This is a genomic window from Streptomyces sp. CNB091 (genome assembly GCF_000377965.1).
Genome location: NZ_KB899015.1, coordinates 76,444 through 92,607 on the forward strand (window position 1 = coordinate 76,444; position 16,164 = coordinate 92,607).

Annotated in this window: 16 protein-coding genes; 6 read left to right on the top strand and 10 right to left on the bottom strand. The window is 71.1% G+C overall.

Annotated elements, in window-relative coordinates; all coding sequences use genetic code 11:
* Window positions 1-62: 62 nt before the first annotated feature.
* Together D581_RS0133815 and D581_RS0133820 are read right to left on the bottom strand one after the other, a co-directional pair.
* On the bottom strand, window positions 63-1,547 hold the full coding sequence (locus D581_RS0133815) for a peptidoglycan D,D-transpeptidase FtsI family protein (protein ID WP_026291146.1): 1,485 nt from the start codon (window positions 1,545-1,547) through the stop codon (window positions 63-65).
* 246 nt (window positions 1,548-1,793) lie between these two features.
* Window positions 1,794-2,639, bottom strand: a complete 846-nt coding sequence (locus D581_RS0133820; protein WP_018961551.1) for an LLM class F420-dependent oxidoreductase — start codon at window positions 2,637-2,639, stop codon at window positions 1,794-1,796.
* A 120-nt stretch (window positions 2,640-2,759) separates the two neighbouring features.
* On the opposite strand from D581_RS0133820, the gene D581_RS0133825 reads away from it, so the two are divergent.
* Together D581_RS0133825 and D581_RS0133830 are read left to right on the top strand one after the other, a co-directional pair.
* Window positions 2,760-3,260 carry a sel1 repeat family protein gene (locus D581_RS0133825; protein WP_018961552.1) on the top strand — a complete coding sequence of 167 codons (501 nt, stop codon included), beginning with the start codon at window positions 2,760-2,762 and terminating at the stop codon, window positions 3,258-3,260.
* A 169-nt stretch (window positions 3,261-3,429) separates the two neighbouring features.
* Window positions 3,430-4,158, top strand: coding sequence for a siderophore-interacting protein (locus D581_RS0133830; RefSeq protein WP_018961553.1), 729 nt, complete (start codon window positions 3,430-3,432; stop codon window positions 4,156-4,158).
* A 63-nt stretch (window positions 4,159-4,221) separates the two neighbouring features.
* Here the strand turns inward: D581_RS0133830 and D581_RS0133835 are convergent, their stop codons facing one another.
* The 7 genes from D581_RS0133835 to D581_RS0133865 form a co-directional block, all read right to left on the bottom strand.
* A complete protein-coding gene (locus D581_RS0133835; RefSeq protein WP_018961554.1) occupies window positions 4,222-4,587 on the bottom strand; it encodes a DUF6463 family protein in 366 nt (121 codons plus the stop codon).
* A 36-nt stretch (window positions 4,588-4,623) separates the two neighbouring features.
* Window positions 4,624-6,210 carry an APC family permease gene (locus D581_RS0133840; RefSeq protein ID WP_026291148.1) on the bottom strand — a complete coding sequence of 529 codons (1,587 nt, stop codon included), beginning with the start codon at window positions 6,208-6,210 and terminating at the stop codon, window positions 4,624-4,626.
* A gap of 227 nt (window positions 6,211-6,437) precedes the next feature.
* A complete protein-coding gene (locus tag D581_RS0133845; RefSeq protein WP_018961556.1) occupies window positions 6,438-7,904 on the bottom strand; it encodes an aldehyde dehydrogenase family protein in 1,467 nt (488 codons plus the stop codon).
* Window positions 7,901-9,640 (bottom strand): N-acyl-D-amino-acid deacylase family protein, encoded by a 1,740-nt coding sequence (locus D581_RS0133850; protein ID WP_018961557.1) that lies wholly within the window; start codon window positions 9,638-9,640, stop codon window positions 7,901-7,903. Before D581_RS0133850 ends, D581_RS0133845 begins: the two co-directional genes overlap by 4 nt.
* A gap of 352 nt (window positions 9,641-9,992) precedes the next feature.
* Window positions 9,993-11,114: an LLM class flavin-dependent oxidoreductase gene (locus tag D581_RS0133855; protein ID WP_032753493.1), complete on the bottom strand. Its 1,122-nt coding sequence runs from the start codon at window positions 11,112-11,114 to the stop codon at window positions 9,993-9,995.
* Between the two features lie 109 nt (window positions 11,115-11,223).
* Window positions 11,224-12,021 (bottom strand): SDR family NAD(P)-dependent oxidoreductase, encoded by a 798-nt coding sequence (locus D581_RS0133860; protein ID WP_018961559.1) that lies wholly within the window; start codon window positions 12,019-12,021, stop codon window positions 11,224-11,226.
* An 11-nt stretch (window positions 12,022-12,032) separates the two neighbouring features.
* Complete coding sequence (locus D581_RS0133865) at window positions 12,033-12,977, bottom strand: TIGR03619 family F420-dependent LLM class oxidoreductase (protein WP_018961560.1); 945 nt, start codon at window positions 12,975-12,977, stop codon at window positions 12,033-12,035.
* Window positions 12,978-13,223: 246 nt separating this feature from the next.
* On the opposite strand from D581_RS0133865, the gene D581_RS0133870 reads away from it, so the two are divergent.
* From D581_RS0133870 to D581_RS0133885, 4 genes are all read left to right on the top strand, one after another.
* On the top strand, window positions 13,224-13,652 hold the full coding sequence (locus D581_RS0133870; protein ID WP_018961561.1) for a VOC family protein: 429 nt from the start codon (window positions 13,224-13,226) through the stop codon (window positions 13,650-13,652).
* A gap of 78 nt (window positions 13,653-13,730) precedes the next feature.
* Window positions 13,731-14,591 (top strand): aldo/keto reductase, encoded by an 861-nt coding sequence (locus D581_RS0133875; RefSeq protein WP_018961562.1) that lies wholly within the window; start codon window positions 13,731-13,733, stop codon window positions 14,589-14,591.
* Between the two features lie 79 nt (window positions 14,592-14,670).
* Entirely contained in the window at window positions 14,671-14,898 is a 228-nt protein-coding gene (locus tag D581_RS0133880) for a type II toxin-antitoxin system VapB family antitoxin (RefSeq protein ID WP_026291150.1), read from the top strand.
* Window positions 14,895-15,302 (top strand): PIN domain nuclease, encoded by a 408-nt coding sequence (locus tag D581_RS0133885; RefSeq protein ID WP_018961564.1) that lies wholly within the window; start codon window positions 14,895-14,897, stop codon window positions 15,300-15,302. The genes D581_RS0133880 and D581_RS0133885 overlap by 4 nt, the downstream gene beginning before the upstream one ends.
* A 37-nt stretch (window positions 15,303-15,339) precedes the next feature.
* Here D581_RS0133885 and D581_RS0133890 read toward each other — a convergent pair whose 3' ends face one another.
* A complete protein-coding gene (locus D581_RS0133890) occupies window positions 15,340-15,822 on the bottom strand; it encodes a DUF6924 domain-containing protein (protein ID WP_018961565.1) in 483 nt (160 codons plus the stop codon).
* Window positions 15,823-16,164 lie beyond the last annotated feature (342 nt).

Below are 16,164 nucleotides of genomic sequence, written 5' to 3' on the forward strand. Positions count from 1 at the left end.
TCAATTCGGAGCCGCCGAGCCGGCCCCCGGCCCGGCCTGATCCGAACGCGAGGCCGGGGGTCTCAGTCCCCCAGCACCGCCTGCATCACGCTCTTCGCGATCGGGGCGCCGAGCCGGCCGCCCGAGATGTCGGAGCGGGAGATGTCCATGTCCGTCGGGTCGATGAACACGGCGACCGCGACCGAACGCCCGTCGTCCTTCTTGCCGTAGCTGACGAACCAGCCGTACGGGACCTCGTCGCGGACGTTCACGCCGCGCTGGGCGGTGCCCGTCTTGCCGCCGACCGTCACACCGTCGATCAGGGCGCGCTTGGCGCTGCCCTCCTTCGCGGTGTACTCCATCATCTCCTGGACCTTCTTCGCCGTCTCGGACGAGACGGCCTGGCTCATCTCCATCGGCTCGTTCTTCTCCAGCGTGGAGAGGTCCGGGCCGCGCAGCTCGTCGACGATGTAGGGCTGCATCAGCTTGCCGTCGTTGGCGAGGGCCGCCGTGACCATCGCCATCTGCATCGGGGTGCTGGTGAGGCTGCCCTGGCCCATGCCGGTGAGGGCCGTGCCGGGCTTGTCGAGCTTCTGCGGGTAGAGGCTCTTCGTGGCGAGCATGTCGCCGAACTCCTCGGCGTACACGTCCTCGTTGAAGCCGAACTTCTCCGCCGTCTCCCGCATGCGGTCCTCGCCCAGTTCGGACGCCGCGTCGAGGAAGACGTTGTTGCAGGAGTACTGCATGGCGGTCTTCATCGACGCCTTGTTGCACACCGCGTCGCCCGCCTCGCTGCCGATCTTGTTGGTGGAGAGCGGGAGGGGATACGGCGAGACCGCGTCCGTCTTGGCGTCCACGTCCGTGACCACGCCGTGCTCCAGCGCCGCCGCGGCCGTGAGGATCTTGAAGGTGGAGCCGGGCGGGTAGGTCTCGCGCAGCGGGCGGTTGGCCAGCGGCTTGCCCTTCTTCTTCTCCAGCGCCGTGAAGCGGTCGCTCTCCTTGAAGGAGATCCCGGCGAAGGTCTCGGGGTCGTACGAGGGCGTGGAGACCAGCGACAGCACCTTGCCGGTGCGCGGGTCCAGGGCGACCACCGCGCCCCGGGCGCCCAGGTCGGTGAGGCCCTTGTAGGCCGCCTTCTGCGCCTTGGCGTCGATCGTGGTGATCACGTCGCCGCCGCGCCGGGGCTGCCCCGTCAGGATGTCCTTGGCGTGCCGGAAGGCGAACCGGTCGTCCTGGCCGCTGAGGACGCTGTCGTAGGTCCGCTCCAGCAGCGAGGTGCCCCGGGACTGGGAGGCGTACCCGGTGACGGGCGCGTACATCGCACCGTCCTTGTTGGTCCGGAGGAACGCGTAGTCCCGGCTCTCGGTCTCCTTCGATCCGGTGATCGCCTTGCCGCCGACGATGATGTCGCCGCGCGGGGTGGCGAACCGTTCGAACCGCACCCGGGCGTTCTTCTCGTGCTGGGCCAGCTCCTGGCGGTCGACGTGCTGGAGCCAGTTGGCCCGCAGCAGCAGGGCCAGCACCAGCAGCCCGCAGAAGATGGCTATGTGCCGCAACGGCCTGTTCATTCCACTCCCCACCCGGGCGGGCTCCGGTCTGGACGGCGGGGCGCCCGCCGACCGGGCCCGCGTATGCGTTCCCCGATGAACAAGGATGCCCTGTGGGCGAGCCCGGTTGCACCGGCGGCCCCGGGCACCCCTCCCCGGCGGTACGCGGCGTGACCGCCGGAAGTACCCGGCGTAGTCGCGTGGCGGTCAGAGATACGCGGCGTGGTCGCACGGCCGTCGGAGATACGCGGCGTACTCGCGTGCCGGTCAGAGATACGCGGCGTAGTCGTCCAGCGTCCGCAGGACCTCCGCCTCGTCCGCCGGGGGCAGCTGGAGCACGACCTCCTCGATGCCCAGCTCCGCGTAGTGGGCGAGCTTTCCCGGGCCGGGCAGCACCGCGTACGGCACCACCTGGAGGCCCTTCGGGTCGCGCCCGGCCTCCTCCCAGGCCGTCCGCAGCTTCGGCAGCGACTCGGTGAGGCCCCCGCCGCCGATGGGCAGCCAGCCGTCCGCGTACTCCGCGATGTGCGCGAACAGCTTCGGGCCCGCCCCGCCGCCGATCAGGGTGCGCGGGCCGTTGACCGGGCCGCGCGGCCGCTGGGCGGGCTTGGGGTGCGCCTCGCTCGCCCGCACCGACCCGAACGCGCCCTCGTGCCCGGTCGGCTCGTCCGCCCACAGGGCCCGCATCAGGGCCATCCGGTCCCGCGCCAGCTCCCGGCGCGTGGACCACTCGACCCCGTGGTCGGCCGCCTCCTCGACGTTCCAGCCGTAGCCGACGCCGAGGGTGAACCGGCCGCCGGAGAGGTGGTCCAGGGTGGCCGCCTGTTTGGCCAGGCCGATCGGGTCGTGCTGGGCGACCAGGGTGATGCCGGTGCCCAGGGCGAGGCGCTGCGTGACGGCGGCGGCCTGGCCGAGGGCGACGAACGGGTCCAGGGTGCGGCCGTACTCCCGGGGCAGCTCCCCGCCCACCGGGTACGGCGTGCTGCGGATCACCGGGATGTGCGTGTGCTCGGGCAGATACAGCCCGCCGAACCCCCGCTGTTCCAGCTCGCGGGCGAGCCTGACCGGGGTCACCGTCTCGTCGGTGAGGAAGATCGTTGTGGAGATCCGCATCGAGAACACCTCCGTCGTCCGTCAGCGCGTCATACGTGCGAAGGGCCAAGGTATGCCGTACGACAAGGAAATCCGAGACCGTCGTCCGTGTGCGGCGGGAGCGGACGGAGAGGAGTTGCGATGGGGCCGGGACTGGGGCCGGGACGGGGGTCGGGGCTGGGGCCGGGGCTGGGGTACTTCCTGTTGCCGGCGGGCGGCGCGCTGAGCCTGACCGGGGTCGTCACCGGCAACGGCACGCTGATCAGCCTGAGCTGGATCATGTGGGTGCTCGGGATCCTGCTGCTGTTCCGGAGCAGTTCGCGCCGCCCCGTCGATCCGGCGAAGCTCGCGGCGGCGGCCGCGGCCGGGGACGCCCGGGCCGTGCGGGGGCTGCGGGCGCTCGCCCTGACCGCGCGGGCCGAGGGGCGCCCCGACACGGCCGAGCGGCTGCTGCGGCAGGCGGTGAGGGCCGGTGACGTGGAGTCGATGTGGGAGCTGGGCCGCCTGGTCGAGCAGCGCGAGGGGCTGGCGGCGGCGGAGCCGTGGTTCCGGATGGCGGCGGAGGCCGGGCACGTGGTGGCCAAGCGGCTGTTCCGGCCGGGCGGCGCGCTGCACCCGGACGGGGCGGACCCGGCGTCCTAGGTGTTCTGTCCGGGGAGTGTCCGCGAAGTATCGTCGCCCGCCCCGCATCCGGTGGTTTTCAGCCACTCCCCAGTCTCTCAAATTTAGGTTAGCCTAACCTAAATGACCTAAGTGACCTTGTGGGCAGTGGGCAGTGGGCCGGGGGCGCCGGGGCGAGGCAGGAGACACCGTGGGGCATGGCTGGGAAGGCGTCGTTCTCAAACTGTTCAGGGGGCGTGACTTCACGTTCACCGTGACCGGCACGGAACAGGTCACGGACCGTTTCCGCCGGGTGCACGTGACCGACGGCGGGCTGCTCGCCGCGACGGGCGGGGCGCATCCGACGATGTGGGTGCGGCTGTGGTTCGAGAAGGACGGCAAACCCCATCAGCGCGCCTACACCCTGGTCGACCCCGACCCGGAGACGGGCACGTTCAGTCTGGAGTTCGCCCTGCACGAGGGCCCCGCCTGCGACTGGGCGAAGACCGTCAGGATCGGCGAAACGATCGACGCCACGCTCCAGGGCACCGGCTTCGCCCTGCCCACCCCGGCGCCCTCGCGGCTCTTCGTGATCGGTGACGCGGCGGCGCTGCCGGCGATCAACTCCCTGCTGGACGCGGTCCCGTCGACCCCGGCGACGATCTGGTTCGAGACCGAGCACGAGGAGGACCGGAAACTGCCGTTCCGCCTCGACGGGGCCCACCACACCCTGCACCACGTGGAGCGCCGGGAGGCGGGCGGGCGTCTCGTCTCCGTAGTGAAGGCGGCCCTGCCGGAGCTGCTGGGCGAGGACCGCACGGGCGCGTACGTCTGGGTCGCCTGCGACACGGCGACCACCCGGACCCTGTCGGCGTACCTCCGCAAGGAGCTGGGCCTGCCCAAGGACCGGGTGAACGCGCTGGGTTACTGGCGGCCGTAGGGCCCGACAGCATCCGCGCCGGGGCGGCACCCCGGGGGGCTCCGGCACCCGCCGTACGCGCGCCTACGCGCCCCCGGACCGCAGCGACCTGCGCAGCAGGACGCCGCCGATCCCCACCAGGCTCGGGAACCCGCTCTTCGGCATGGCCACCGTGCCGACCACACCGACGGCGGCCAGGGCGATGCCCGCCGCGCGCTGGGCCGGGATGTCGTCGTGCTCCTCCGCCGAGCGCAGCAGCCGGCCGCCCAGCCACAGGGTGGGGGCGGCGGCCATGAACCAGAAGGCGGCGGCGCGGTCGCCCCGGTCGGGCACTGAGTCGACCACGTCACGCCCCAGTTCGGCGAGCACGTCACGGTAGATCACCGCGCCGATGGCGCCGTGGGCGATACCGACCGCCTGGAGCCAGTGCCCCGTCGAACGTCGCGTCATGGCCTCAGCGTACGGGCCCCGCACGGCCCGACGGGATCAGTCCTCGACCACGAGGGCCGGGGTCTCCTTCGTCAGGATCTCGCCCCGGAAGAACGCCGGGCTGCGGCGCTCCATCGCGACCATGAGCACCACGCCGAGAAGCAGCAGCCCCACCCCGATGACGAACACCGATCCGACGCCGAGGACCGAGGATCCGGAGCCGTACGCCGGGTCCCACATGTCGTAGAGGGTCTTGGCGAAGACGGCGGCGAGCAGGGTGCCGCCGAGCAGCGGGAAGAGGCCCTTGAAGACCAGATCCCGGGCGGAGCGGGTCAGTTCGGCGCGGAAGTACCAGGCGCAGGCGAAGGCGGTCAGCGCGTAGTAGAAGCAGATCATGAGGCCGAGCGCGTAAATGGTGTCGACCAGGACGTGCTCGCTGACCAGGGTCATCACGGTGTAGAAGACGCCGGTGCCGATGCCCGCCGTGATCGTCGCCCGGCCGGGCGTCTTGAAGCGGGGGTGGACCTTGGCGTACGAGGCCGGCATCGCCTCGTACGCGGACATCGCGAGCACCGTGCGGGCCACCGGGATGAACGTGGTCTGGAGGCTGGCGGCGGCAGAGGCGAGGACCGCGAGGAAGAGCAGGACGCCGAGGCCGGGGCCCATCACCGGTCCGGCGAGGGCGGCGAAGACGTTGTCGGAGGTGTCCGGGTTGGCGAGGCCGAGCCCGGAGGTGCCGGAGCCGACGGCCATCTGCGCGGCGATGCCGGTGGCGAGGTAGGAGCCGACCAGCACGACCATCGCGATGAGGGCCGCGCGGCCGGGGGTCTTCTCACTGCCGGTGGTCTCCTCGTTGGCGGTCAGGCAGGCGTCCCAGCCCCAGAACATGAAGATCGAGAGGGACAGCCCGGCGGTGAAGGCCGCGAAGGACTGGACGGCGAAGGGGTTCAGCCAGGACCAGGAGAAGTCGAGCGAGGAGGCGAAGTCCGGCCCGCCGCTGCCCGCCTTGCTCAGGGCCATCGTCACGAACACGGCGAGGACGACCAACTGGAGCCCGACCAGGGCGTACTGGATGCCCTTGGTGGCGGTCATGCCCCGGTAGCTGATGGCGGTGGCGACGGCGATGAGGACCAAGCACGTGAGGATGTGGACCGGCTTGCTGTCGTCCAGGGCGGCGACCGACGCGCTGCCGGTGATCTCCCCCGCGAGCAGCCAGAAGTACGAGGTGGCGACGCCCGCCAGGTTGGACAGCACGATGATCGTCGCGATCACCAGCCCCCAGCCGCACATCCAGCCGACGCGCGGGCCGAACGCCTTCACCGTCCAGGTGAAGGAGGTGCCGCAGTCCGGCATCGCCCGGTTCAGCTCGCGGTAGGCGAAGGCCACGAGCAGCATCGGCAGGAACCCGGCCAGGAAGACGGCGGGCATCTGCACGCCGACCTCTCCGGCGGTGGAGCCGAGGGTGGAGGTCAGACAGTAGACGGGGGCGACGGTGGAGACGCCGATGACGGCGCTGCCCATGAGGCCGACGGAATTCCCGCCGAGCCCCTTGCCCCGTACGCCACCGCGGCCGTCACCACCGTCGGCCGGGGCACTTCCCCGTACCGTGTCTCCGGCCCCTGGCCGCGCGTCCAGCTGAGTCATGAGGAGGACGCTATGCGCTGCGATATCCACATCCGGAGCGTGAGACTCCAACGTCTCACCCTTGGATGCATCAGCCAACTCCCCAAGAACGCTTCATGAATTCAAGGTCGCATCCCCGCTAAGCCTTGCAATGCATGCCACGCAGACGGGCGTGAGGACGTACGGTAATCGCAGCACTGTCCGTTTCGTGCGGATTCAAAATTTTCCCGCGCCCCGTGGACGCGCCCTCAGCCGGGCCAGACGATCGCCTGTGTCTCGCTGTAGGCGTGCAGCGCGTACGAGCCCACGTCCCGCCCCACCCCGCTCTTCTTGAACCCGCCGAACGGGGCCTCCATGTTCCGCCCGACCGTGTTGACGCCGACCCCGCCCGCGCGCAGCCGGCGGGCGATCCGGAAGGCGCGGGCCACGTCGCCGGACCACACGTAGTCGATGAGGCCGTATTCGCTGTCGTTGGCCAGGGCGACGCCCTCCTCCTCGTCGTCGAAGGGGACGACCACCACGACCGGCCCGAAGATCTCCTCGCGGACCACCCGCATGTCCGGGGTGCAGTCGGCCAGCAGCGTGGGCGCCACGTAGAAGCCCCGGTCCAGGTGGCCCGGCCGGACGCCGCCCGTGACGACCCGCGCGCCCTCCTTCCGGCCCAGCTCCACGTACGCCTCGACGCGGTCGCGGTGGGCGGCGGAGATGACCGGGCCGACGACGGTGGCCCGGTCGCGGGGGTCGCCGACGGTGAGCCGGTTCGCGTACGCGGTGAGCGCGGCGATCAGCTCGTCCTGCCGGGACCGGTGGACCAGGACGCGGGTCGGAGCCGTACAGATCTGTCCGCTGTAGAACGAGAACGTCGTGCCGATGCCCGCGACGGCGGAGTCCAGATCGGCGTCGTCGAGGACGAGCGCCGCCCCCTTGCCGCCCAGCTCCATCAACTGCCGCTTCATCCCGCGCCCGCACACCTCCGCGATGCGCTGCCCCACGGCGGTGGACCCGGTGAAGCTGACCATGTCGACGTCCGGGGCGTCGACCGCGGCCTCCCCCACCTCCGCGCCCGACCCGGTGACGACGTTCACGACGCCCGGCGGAACACCCGCCTCCGCGAGCGCGGCGGCCATCCGGTAGACGGAGAGCGGGTCCTGCGGGGCGGGCTTCACCACGACCGTGTTGCCCATCGCGAGCGCGGGCGCGATCTTGCCCGCCGGGTTGGCCCAGGGGTTGTTGTACGAGGTGACGCACGTGACCACGCCGACCGGCTGGCGGACGGCCAGCGCCCCGAAGACCCCGGCCCGCCCCATCGGCCCGGCCTCGTTGATCTGGGGTGCGACGGCCTCCTCGACGGGTTCCAGCGCCCCTCGCGCGTACCGCCGGAAGCGGGCGATGCCCACCGCCACCTGCATCCCCCGGGCGGTGGACGCGGTGGCGCCGCTCTCCGCCCGCGCGACCTCGGCGTGGGCGGAGAAGTCCCGCTGGACGAGGTCGGCGGCCCGGTCGAGGATCGCGGCACGCTCCTCGGGCCGGGTCCGCGACCAGGGCCCGAAGGCGTCGCGCGCCGCCGCGGCGGCCTCGTACACCTGGGCGCGGCTCGCCTCGGGCGCGAGGCCGACGACCTCCTCGGTGGCGGGGTCGACGACCTCGTAGTGCCCGGCGGCGGGCTCGGTCCACTCCCCGCCGATGAAGAGCCTGCCGGGGCTGCCGCCGCTCACGCGGTACTCACCGTCCGGGTGTCGCGGCCCGAGCGCAGCACCGTCCCCGGCACCGCCCCCGTCACCTTGTCGTCGCGCAGGGTCTCGACCCCGTTGACGCGTACGGAGACGATCCCGATGGCCTTGGAGTCCAGGCGCGGGCTGTCCCCGGGCAGGTCGTGGACGAGGGTGGCGGGCCCGGCGTCGATCCGCTCGGGGTCGAAGAGGACGAGGTCGGCGTGGAAGCCCTCCTCGATCCGCCCGCGCTCACGCAGCCCGAAGAGCCGCGCCGGATCGTCGGTGAGCATCTTCACCGCGGCGGTCAGGGAGACGAGTCTCCGCCCCCGCAGACAGTCGCCGAGGAAGCGCGTGGTGTACGGGGCCCCGCACATCCGGTCCAGGTGCGCGCCCGCGTCGGAGCCGCCAAGCAGGACGTCCTCGTGCTCCCAGGTCCGCTGCCGCAGCGCCCAGGAGTCCGGGTCGTTGTCGGTGGGCATCGGCCACAGGACCGTACGCAGGTCGTCGGCGGCGCAGATCTCGACCAGGCAGTGGAAGGCGTCCTGACCGCGCTCGGCGGCGATGTCGTTGACGACGCGCCCGCTGAGCCCCTCGTTCGCGGCGCTGTAGGTGTCCCCGATGACGTACCGGCCGAAGTTGGCGAGCCGGCGGAAGACCCCGGCCTCCTTGCTGTCGGCGCGGCGCAGCATCTCGGCGCGGGTGCCGGCGTCCCGGAGGCGTTCGATCCGCTCGGGGACGGGGAGGGCGAGGATCTCGCCCCAGCCGGGGATGAGGTTGAGGGCGCAGAAGGTGCCGAGCGACATGTTCATGGGGGTGAGGATCGGCATGGTGAGGGCGACGATCCGCCCGCCGGCGCGGCGGGCACGTTCGCTGGGGACCAGCTGGCGCGGTACGCGTTCGGGGACGGCGGCGTCGATGGTGAGGACGTTCCAGTTGAGCGGGCGTCCGGCGGCGGCGGTCATGTCGACGAGGAGGTCGATCTCCTCGTCGGAGAACTGGTCCAGGCAGCCGGCGACGATCGCCTCCAGCTGCGTCCCCTCGTGCTCGCCGACCGCGCGGGACAGGGCGAGCAGCTCCTCGGGCCGGGCGTGCCGGGAGGCGACGGGCTCGCCGTCGCCGTCGGAGTGGGTGGAGGACTGGGTGGTGGAGAGCCCCCAGGCTCCCGCGTCCATCGCGTCGTGGAACAGGGCGAGCATGGCGTCCAGCTGCGCGGGCGTGGGCTGCCCGCCGACCGCGTCCGCGCCCATGACGTGCCGGCGCAGGGCGCAGTGCCCGACCATGAACCCGGCGTTGACGGCGATGCGGCCTTCGAGGGCGTCGAGGTACTCGCGGAAGGTGGACCAGCTCCAGTCGACGCCTTCCTCCAGCGCGGCGAGCGCCATGCCTTCGACCCGCGACATCATCCGCCGGGTGTAGTCGGCGTCCTCGGGCCGGTCGGGGTGGAGCGGGGCGAGGGTGAACCCGCAGTTGCCGCCCGCGACGGTGGTGACGCCGTGGTTCATGGAGGGGGTGGCGTAGGGGTCCCAGAAGAGCTGGGCGTCGTAGTGGGTGTGCGGGTCGACGAAGCCGGGGGCGAGGACGAGCCCGTCGGCGTCCTCGCTGGTGACGGCCTCTTCGGTGATCGTCCCCGGCTCGGCGACGACGGCGATCCGGCCGCCCCGGATACCGACGTCGGCGGTGTACGCGGGCCCGCCGGTGCCGTCCACGACGGTCGCGCGGCGGATGAGGTGGTCGAGCATGACGGTTCCCTTCTCGGGGTTCCTTCTCCGGCCCGGGTGCGTGGGACAGCCGGGGTGCGCACGCTTTCGGCCGCGGTACGCACCCCGGCTCATCAGGGCGACGGTCCGGGAAGACGCCGCCCGGCCTATCCAGCCCCTCCGGCGTTTGAGGCGCGTACTTCAGCCCCGCCGGCGTTTGAGGCGCGCATTTCAGCCCCTCCGGCGTTTGAGGCGCGCATTTCAGCCCCTCCGGCGTTTGAGGAGCGGGGTCCGGGGTGGAGCCCCGAGTTCTAGCCCCGCCGGCGTTTGAGGCGAGTCTTTCCAGCCCCTCCGGCGCTTGAGGAGCGGGGCCCGGGGCAGCGCCCCGAGAGGGTCAGCCCGCGGCCCGGAACCGCGAGGTCCGATGCACGGGATCCGTATCGATCCGCGGAATCACGTGCTCCCCGATCAACCGGATCGTGTTCATCGTGTCCTCGGGACTGATCCCGATCGGCAGCCCGAAGCTCAACTGGTCCGCCCCCGCCCGATCCCACCGCCGGCACTGCTTCAGCACCTCGTCCGGGTCGCCGCAGATCATCAGCTCCTCCGCGATGAGCAGCTCGACGATCTCCTCGGTGTACTCCGGCAGCAGCTGCGGCCACTCCGGAATCCCCTCCGGCCGGGGGAACGTGTCGTGGTAGCGGAACAGCAGCGACTGGAGGTAGTTGAGCCCGCCGCCGACCGCGATCTCCACGGCCTTGGCGTGCGTCTCGGCGCAGATCGCGGTGGAGGTCACCATCACGTTGTCGTTGACGAACGCGCCCACCGGCTCGGCGTCCTTGACCGCGTTCTTGTAGGACTCGACGACCCACTCCATGTCGGAGACCTTCTGCACGCTGAAGCCCAGCACGCCGAGCCCCTTCTTGCCCGCCATGGCGTACGAGGAGGGCGACCCGGCCGCGTACCACATGGCCGGGTGGGACTTCCCGTACGGCTTCGGCAGGATCTTGCGCGGCGGCAGGGACCAGTGCTTGCCCTGGAAGCCGACGTACTCGTCCTGGAGCCACATCTTGGGGAACTCGGCGATCGTCTCCTCCCACAGCTCCTTCGTGTGGTTCATGTCGGTGATGCCCGGCATGAACCCGAGGATCTCGTGGCTGCCCGCCCCCCGCCCGGTGCCGAACTCGAAGCGCCCCTCGGAGAGATGGTCGAGCATCGCGACCTTCTCGGCGACCTTCACCGGATGGTTGACAGGGGCGAGCGGGTTGAAGATGCCGGAGCCGAGGTGGATGCGCTCGGTGGCGTGCGCCAGATAGCCGAGGTACACGTCGTTGGCGGAGAGGTGCGAGTACTCCTCCAGGAAGTGGTGCTCGGAGGCCCAGGCGTACTTGAAGCCGGACTTGTCCGCCTGGATGACGTACTCGGTCTCCTCGATCAGCGCCTTGTGCTCTGCCTCGGGGTCCACCTTGGCACGCGCGGCGGGCACGTACCCCTGAACAAAGAGCCCGAATTCCACGGAGGTTCACCGTCCTCAAGTCTTCCGACAGCTTCTCTGACGCACCGTCAGATTGCGATGCGACCGACTGTTCCACCGCCACCGCGACCCGTCAATAGCTGACGCCCCGTCAGAACGGGCTGACCCCCGCCAGCCACCCCCCGTCCACGACGAACGGCTGCCCGGTGACGTACGAGGAGTCCGGGCCGGTCAGGAACAGGACCAGCGCGGCGACCTCCTCGGGCCGGCCGATCCGCCCCATCGGCACGAGCTTGCGGTAGTACGCGTCCAGAGCCGCGCTCGACGCCGACAGGTCGGCGTCCGCGTCCAGCAGCGCCGGGTTGCTCATCGCGGTGTCGACGGCCCCCGGGCAGACGGCGTTGACCCGGATGCCCTTGCCCGCCAGCTCCATGGCGGCGACCTTGGTCAGCCCCAGCACCGCGTGCTTGGTCGCGGCGTACGCGCCGACCAGGGGCATGCCGGTCAGACCGGTGTACGAGGACGTGTTGACGATCGTCCCGCCGCCCGCGGCCTCGATCTCGGGTGCGACGGCCCGTATCCCGAGGAACGCGCCCGTCATGTTGACCCGCACCACCTGCTCGAACTCGGCCAGCGGGGTGTTGACCAGTTCGTTGAAGCGCAGGATGCCCGCGTTGTTGACGAGCCCGTCGATCTTCCCGAAGGCGTCCTTGGCCGCGGCCACGCCTGCGGCCCAGTCCTCCTCGCTCCCGACGTCCAGTTCCACGAACCGGGCGACGCCCTCACCGAACTCCTCCCCCAACTCCTGCGCCAACGACTCCCCTTGCTCGACCAGCACATCGGCGACGACGACCCGCGCGCCCTCGGCCGCGAAGAGCCGTGCCTCCTGCTCGCCCTGCCCGCGCGCCGCCCCGGTGACCAGGACGACCCGCCCGTCCAGCTTGCCCATGTCCGTCTCCTTCACGTACCGAGGTGAGGGGCCACGTCCGCACCGAACGCCGCCATCTGATCAATCAGTTCGCCCACGCTCCGGCTCCGGAAGCGCACCTGGATCTGGTGCACGCCGATCGCCGCGTACTCCCGCAGCGACTCCGCGAGAACCCCCGGCTTCCCCGTGAGCGTCCGCCGCCCCACGGACCACCCGGGCTCACCGACGTACAGCGGCTCGGTGATCGCACCGACGACGATCGGCGCCTCGACCCCCGCCTCCTCCCGCAGGGCGTGCACCCGGGCGATCTGCGCGGGCAGCCGGTCCCGGGCATCGCCCTGCGGGAGCCACCCGTCCCCGCGCACGGCGGCCCGGCGGGTGGCGGCGGGCGAGGAGCCGCCCACCCAGATCGGCACCCGTCCCTGAACCGGCCGGGGCAGCTGCCCGAGCCCACTGAACGAGAACCGCTCCCCCGCGAACTCCGGGTACTCCTCGGGCCCGAGCGCGGCCCGCAGCGCGTCGATCGACTCGTCCAGCAGGCCCCCGCGCCCGTCGAAGTCCGCGCCGACCGCCTCGAACTCCTCCCGTACGTGCCCGGCCCCGACCCCGAGGATCAGCCGGCCGCCGCTGAGGTGGTCGAGGGTGGCGTACTGCTTGGCGGTGACGAGCGGGTGGCGCAGTCCGACGACGGCGACATGGCTCATGAGCAGAACGCGCTCGGTGACCCCGGCGAGAAAGGCGAGCGTGGCGACGGGGTCGTACCAGACGGTGCTCATGCCGTCCGCCAGCCGCCGCGGGATGGCGACGTGATCGCAGCCGGCGACGTAGGCGAAACCGCCGTGATCGGCGGCGTGGGCTATGCGGACGAGATCGGCGGGGGTCGCCGCCGCCTCCCAGGGTTCCGCGTAGATGACGCTCTGCGACTGGACCGGCAGCTGCATCCCGTACGACAGCGGCCCGCCGGGCAGTATCGGCACGGCGGCCTCCTTCTCCTCCGGCCCGGAAGGAACCCGCCCCGGGCGACGGCCGCCATCGTCATACCTGACGGGCCATCAGACAAGGGGTGGGGGTACATCGGGGCGCATCGGCGGGCGGGTGCCGATGAGTTTCACGGCCGCCGACGGTCAGGAGTGGTAGGCAGGACAGACCGACCTGGGGCGGCCAGGTAGACACACGGCACACAGCACGCGGCACGCACGATCGACAGAACAAGGAGAACGACCATGACGGCTTCCACCGACGACAGCAGCGACACCCCCGGCACCGGCAGCGGCACCGGTGTCGGCACCGGGGGCATCACAGGCCTCGGGATCATCATCGGCAGCACCGACTCCGCCGCCCTGATCGCCTGGTACCGCGCCGCACTGGAACCCCTGGGCGCCCGCTGGGCGGAGCACTTCCTGATCGTCGGCCCCGGGGCGATCATCGGGTTCGACGAACGGGACGACGTGGCGGACAGGGCCGCCGAACCGGGCCGACAGCTGATCAACCTCACCGTGCGCGACATCCGGGCGGCCGAGGAGCACCTCAACACGCTCGGGGTGACGTGGGTGCGGCCGGTCGAGGACACCGGGGGCGGCTGGTTCTTCTCCACGATCGTGGACCCGGTGGGCAACTACCTCCAGCTCCTCCAGGGCCCGGGAACACCCTGAATCCCCTCCTCCGCACGGCACGGGCGGCTAGTTTGTCGAGGCCATCCGAACAAGGGGATATCAGCGAACATGCCGCACATGCCGCACACGCCGAACACGCCATCGACGACGACCTTCCGTATCGGCGGAGACCTGACCGTGGGGCGGCTGGGGTTCGGTGCGATGCACCTGCCCACCGAACGGCCCGAGGACCGCAAGGCGGCCATCGCCGTGGCCCGCCGGGCCATCGAGCTGGGGATCACCCTGATCGACACGCCCCACATGTACGGGTACGGGGCCAACGAGGAACTGCTGGCGGAGGCGCTCCACCCCTACCCGGACGACCTCCTGATCACGACGAAGGTCGGGATCGTCCGCTCCGCCGAGACGGGCGACTGGGCCCTTAACGGCCGCCCGGAGTCCCTGCGCGCCGAGGTGGACACCGCCCTGCGCCGGCTCCGCGTCGACCGGATCGAGCTGCTCCAGCTCCACCGCATCGACCCGGAGACCCCGCTCGCCGACCAGCTCGGCACCCTGCGGGACCTGCGCGAGGCGGGCAAGGTGGGCCGGATCGGCCTCTCCGAGGTGACGGCCGCCGAGCTGGCCGAGGCCAGGGAGATCGTCGACATCGCGAGCGTGCAGAACCGCTACAACCTGACCGACCGCGAACACGAGCCGGTCCTGGCGGCGTGCGAGGCGGCGGACATCGCCTTCCTGCCGTGGCGCACGGTGGCCTGGGGCAAGGCGGGCGACCGCGCGGAGGTGGCAGCGGTGGCCGCCGAGCTAGGCGTCACGGCCACCCAGGTCTGCCTGGCCTGGCTGCTGGACCACTCCCCGGTGATGCTCCCGATCCCGGGCACGTCCAGCGTCGCCCACCTGGAGGAGAACACGGCGGCGGCGGACATCGTGCTCACACCGGAGCTGCGGGCGCGGCTGGACGGGGTCGGGGGAAGCGCGTAACTGCAGCCGCCCGAAGTCGCCTGGATACATTCGATCATGTATATTGGCACATACAAACGTATACATCGAGGGGTGAGGCGTGAGCCGAACAGTGATCGATCTCGACGACGAAGCGCTTGCGGCCGCCGCAATAGAGCTGGGAACCACGACGAAGCGCGAGACGATCAACACCGCGCTGCGCGAGGTCGTCGAGCGCAACCGCCGTCTGCGCGCCTTGCACGAGCTGCAGGACATCGCCCAGGAGGGCGGCCTGGACATGGAAGTTCTCCTCGACAAGCGCCGCTATCGAGGGGGCCCCGCGGCGTGAGTGTCGCCGACTATCTCATCGACACATCGGCGCTCGCCCGCATCCTCCTGCGCCAGAGCACCGAGGACTGGACCCGCCGCGTCAGTGCAGGCCTCGTCGCCCTCTGCGACCTCACCGAACTGGAACTACTCTATTCCGCCCGCTCCGCCGAGGACCGTGAGAAGGTCCGGGAGCGTCTGGCCCTCTACACCTGGTGCCCCACGCCTGACGGGGTGTTCCGGCGCGCCCGGACCGTACAAGAACAACTCACCGCCAAGGGAGAGCACCGAAGCGCCGGCCCCGTGGATCTGCTATTGGCTGCCACCGCGGAACAGTCGGGCCTGACGCTGCTCCACTACGACCGCGACTTCGAGACCATCGCACGCACCACCGGACAGCCCACCAGAATGCTGGACCTGAGGTAACCGCCGGACTGCCGCAGCCGCCCGGCCGACCCACACCTCACAGGTCCCGCACGACCCCGTCCGGATCAGCTGCGGCCTCCTCGGCGAACTCCGGGAAGTCCAGGTTCGCGAGCTGGAGATTCCCGTGGACCATGTGAACGGCGTCCGGCACGACACGCACCTCGCGGGGCGGCGGGGAGTCGATGAGCTCCTGGTAGTAGACCGGATCGAGGTCCTGGTCGTCGTCCGCGCCGAGATCGAGCGCGAGCAGCGGACGCAGGGGCGAGCGCATGGTGACGCCGTCGGCGAGGAACACCACGCTCAGCTCCTCGTCCCGCGCCGCCGCGACAAGAGCCTCATCACTCGTGACCCCTGCCCACCGCCGGTCGTCGACCAGGTGCACCGGCGACTCCCACTCCCTGCCCCCGACGACATGTTCCAGCTCGGCGACGACCTCCCGCCACGCGACGTCATCGGTGTAGTCGGTCCGGATGACGAGAGGCGCCCACTCATCGGGCCTGACGATCTCCGGCAAGTCCATCACCCTCTGCTCCCCGGACGATTTCGATCCTGTCGCACGGACCCTCTCACCCACCACTGACATTGATGCTGGTACTCAGGTCCCGGTGGTCGTGGCTCGACCACTGACTGACGCCCTGCTGGGCTGTCCTCGTGCTGTTCTGTCCGGCTGCCGGGACCTGTTCTCATGGCTCCGGCCGGGCGGAACATGACCTGATAGGAGCTTGGTCAGAAGCCCCCTCAATGTCCTGTCTGCGCCACCCGGCCGGCGCCCACCTTCGGCTGGGAAGGCAGCATCAGCATGACATCAGCGATCGAGGACGACACCGCGGACCAGGACGTGTTCGGCGGCGTCGACTCTCAC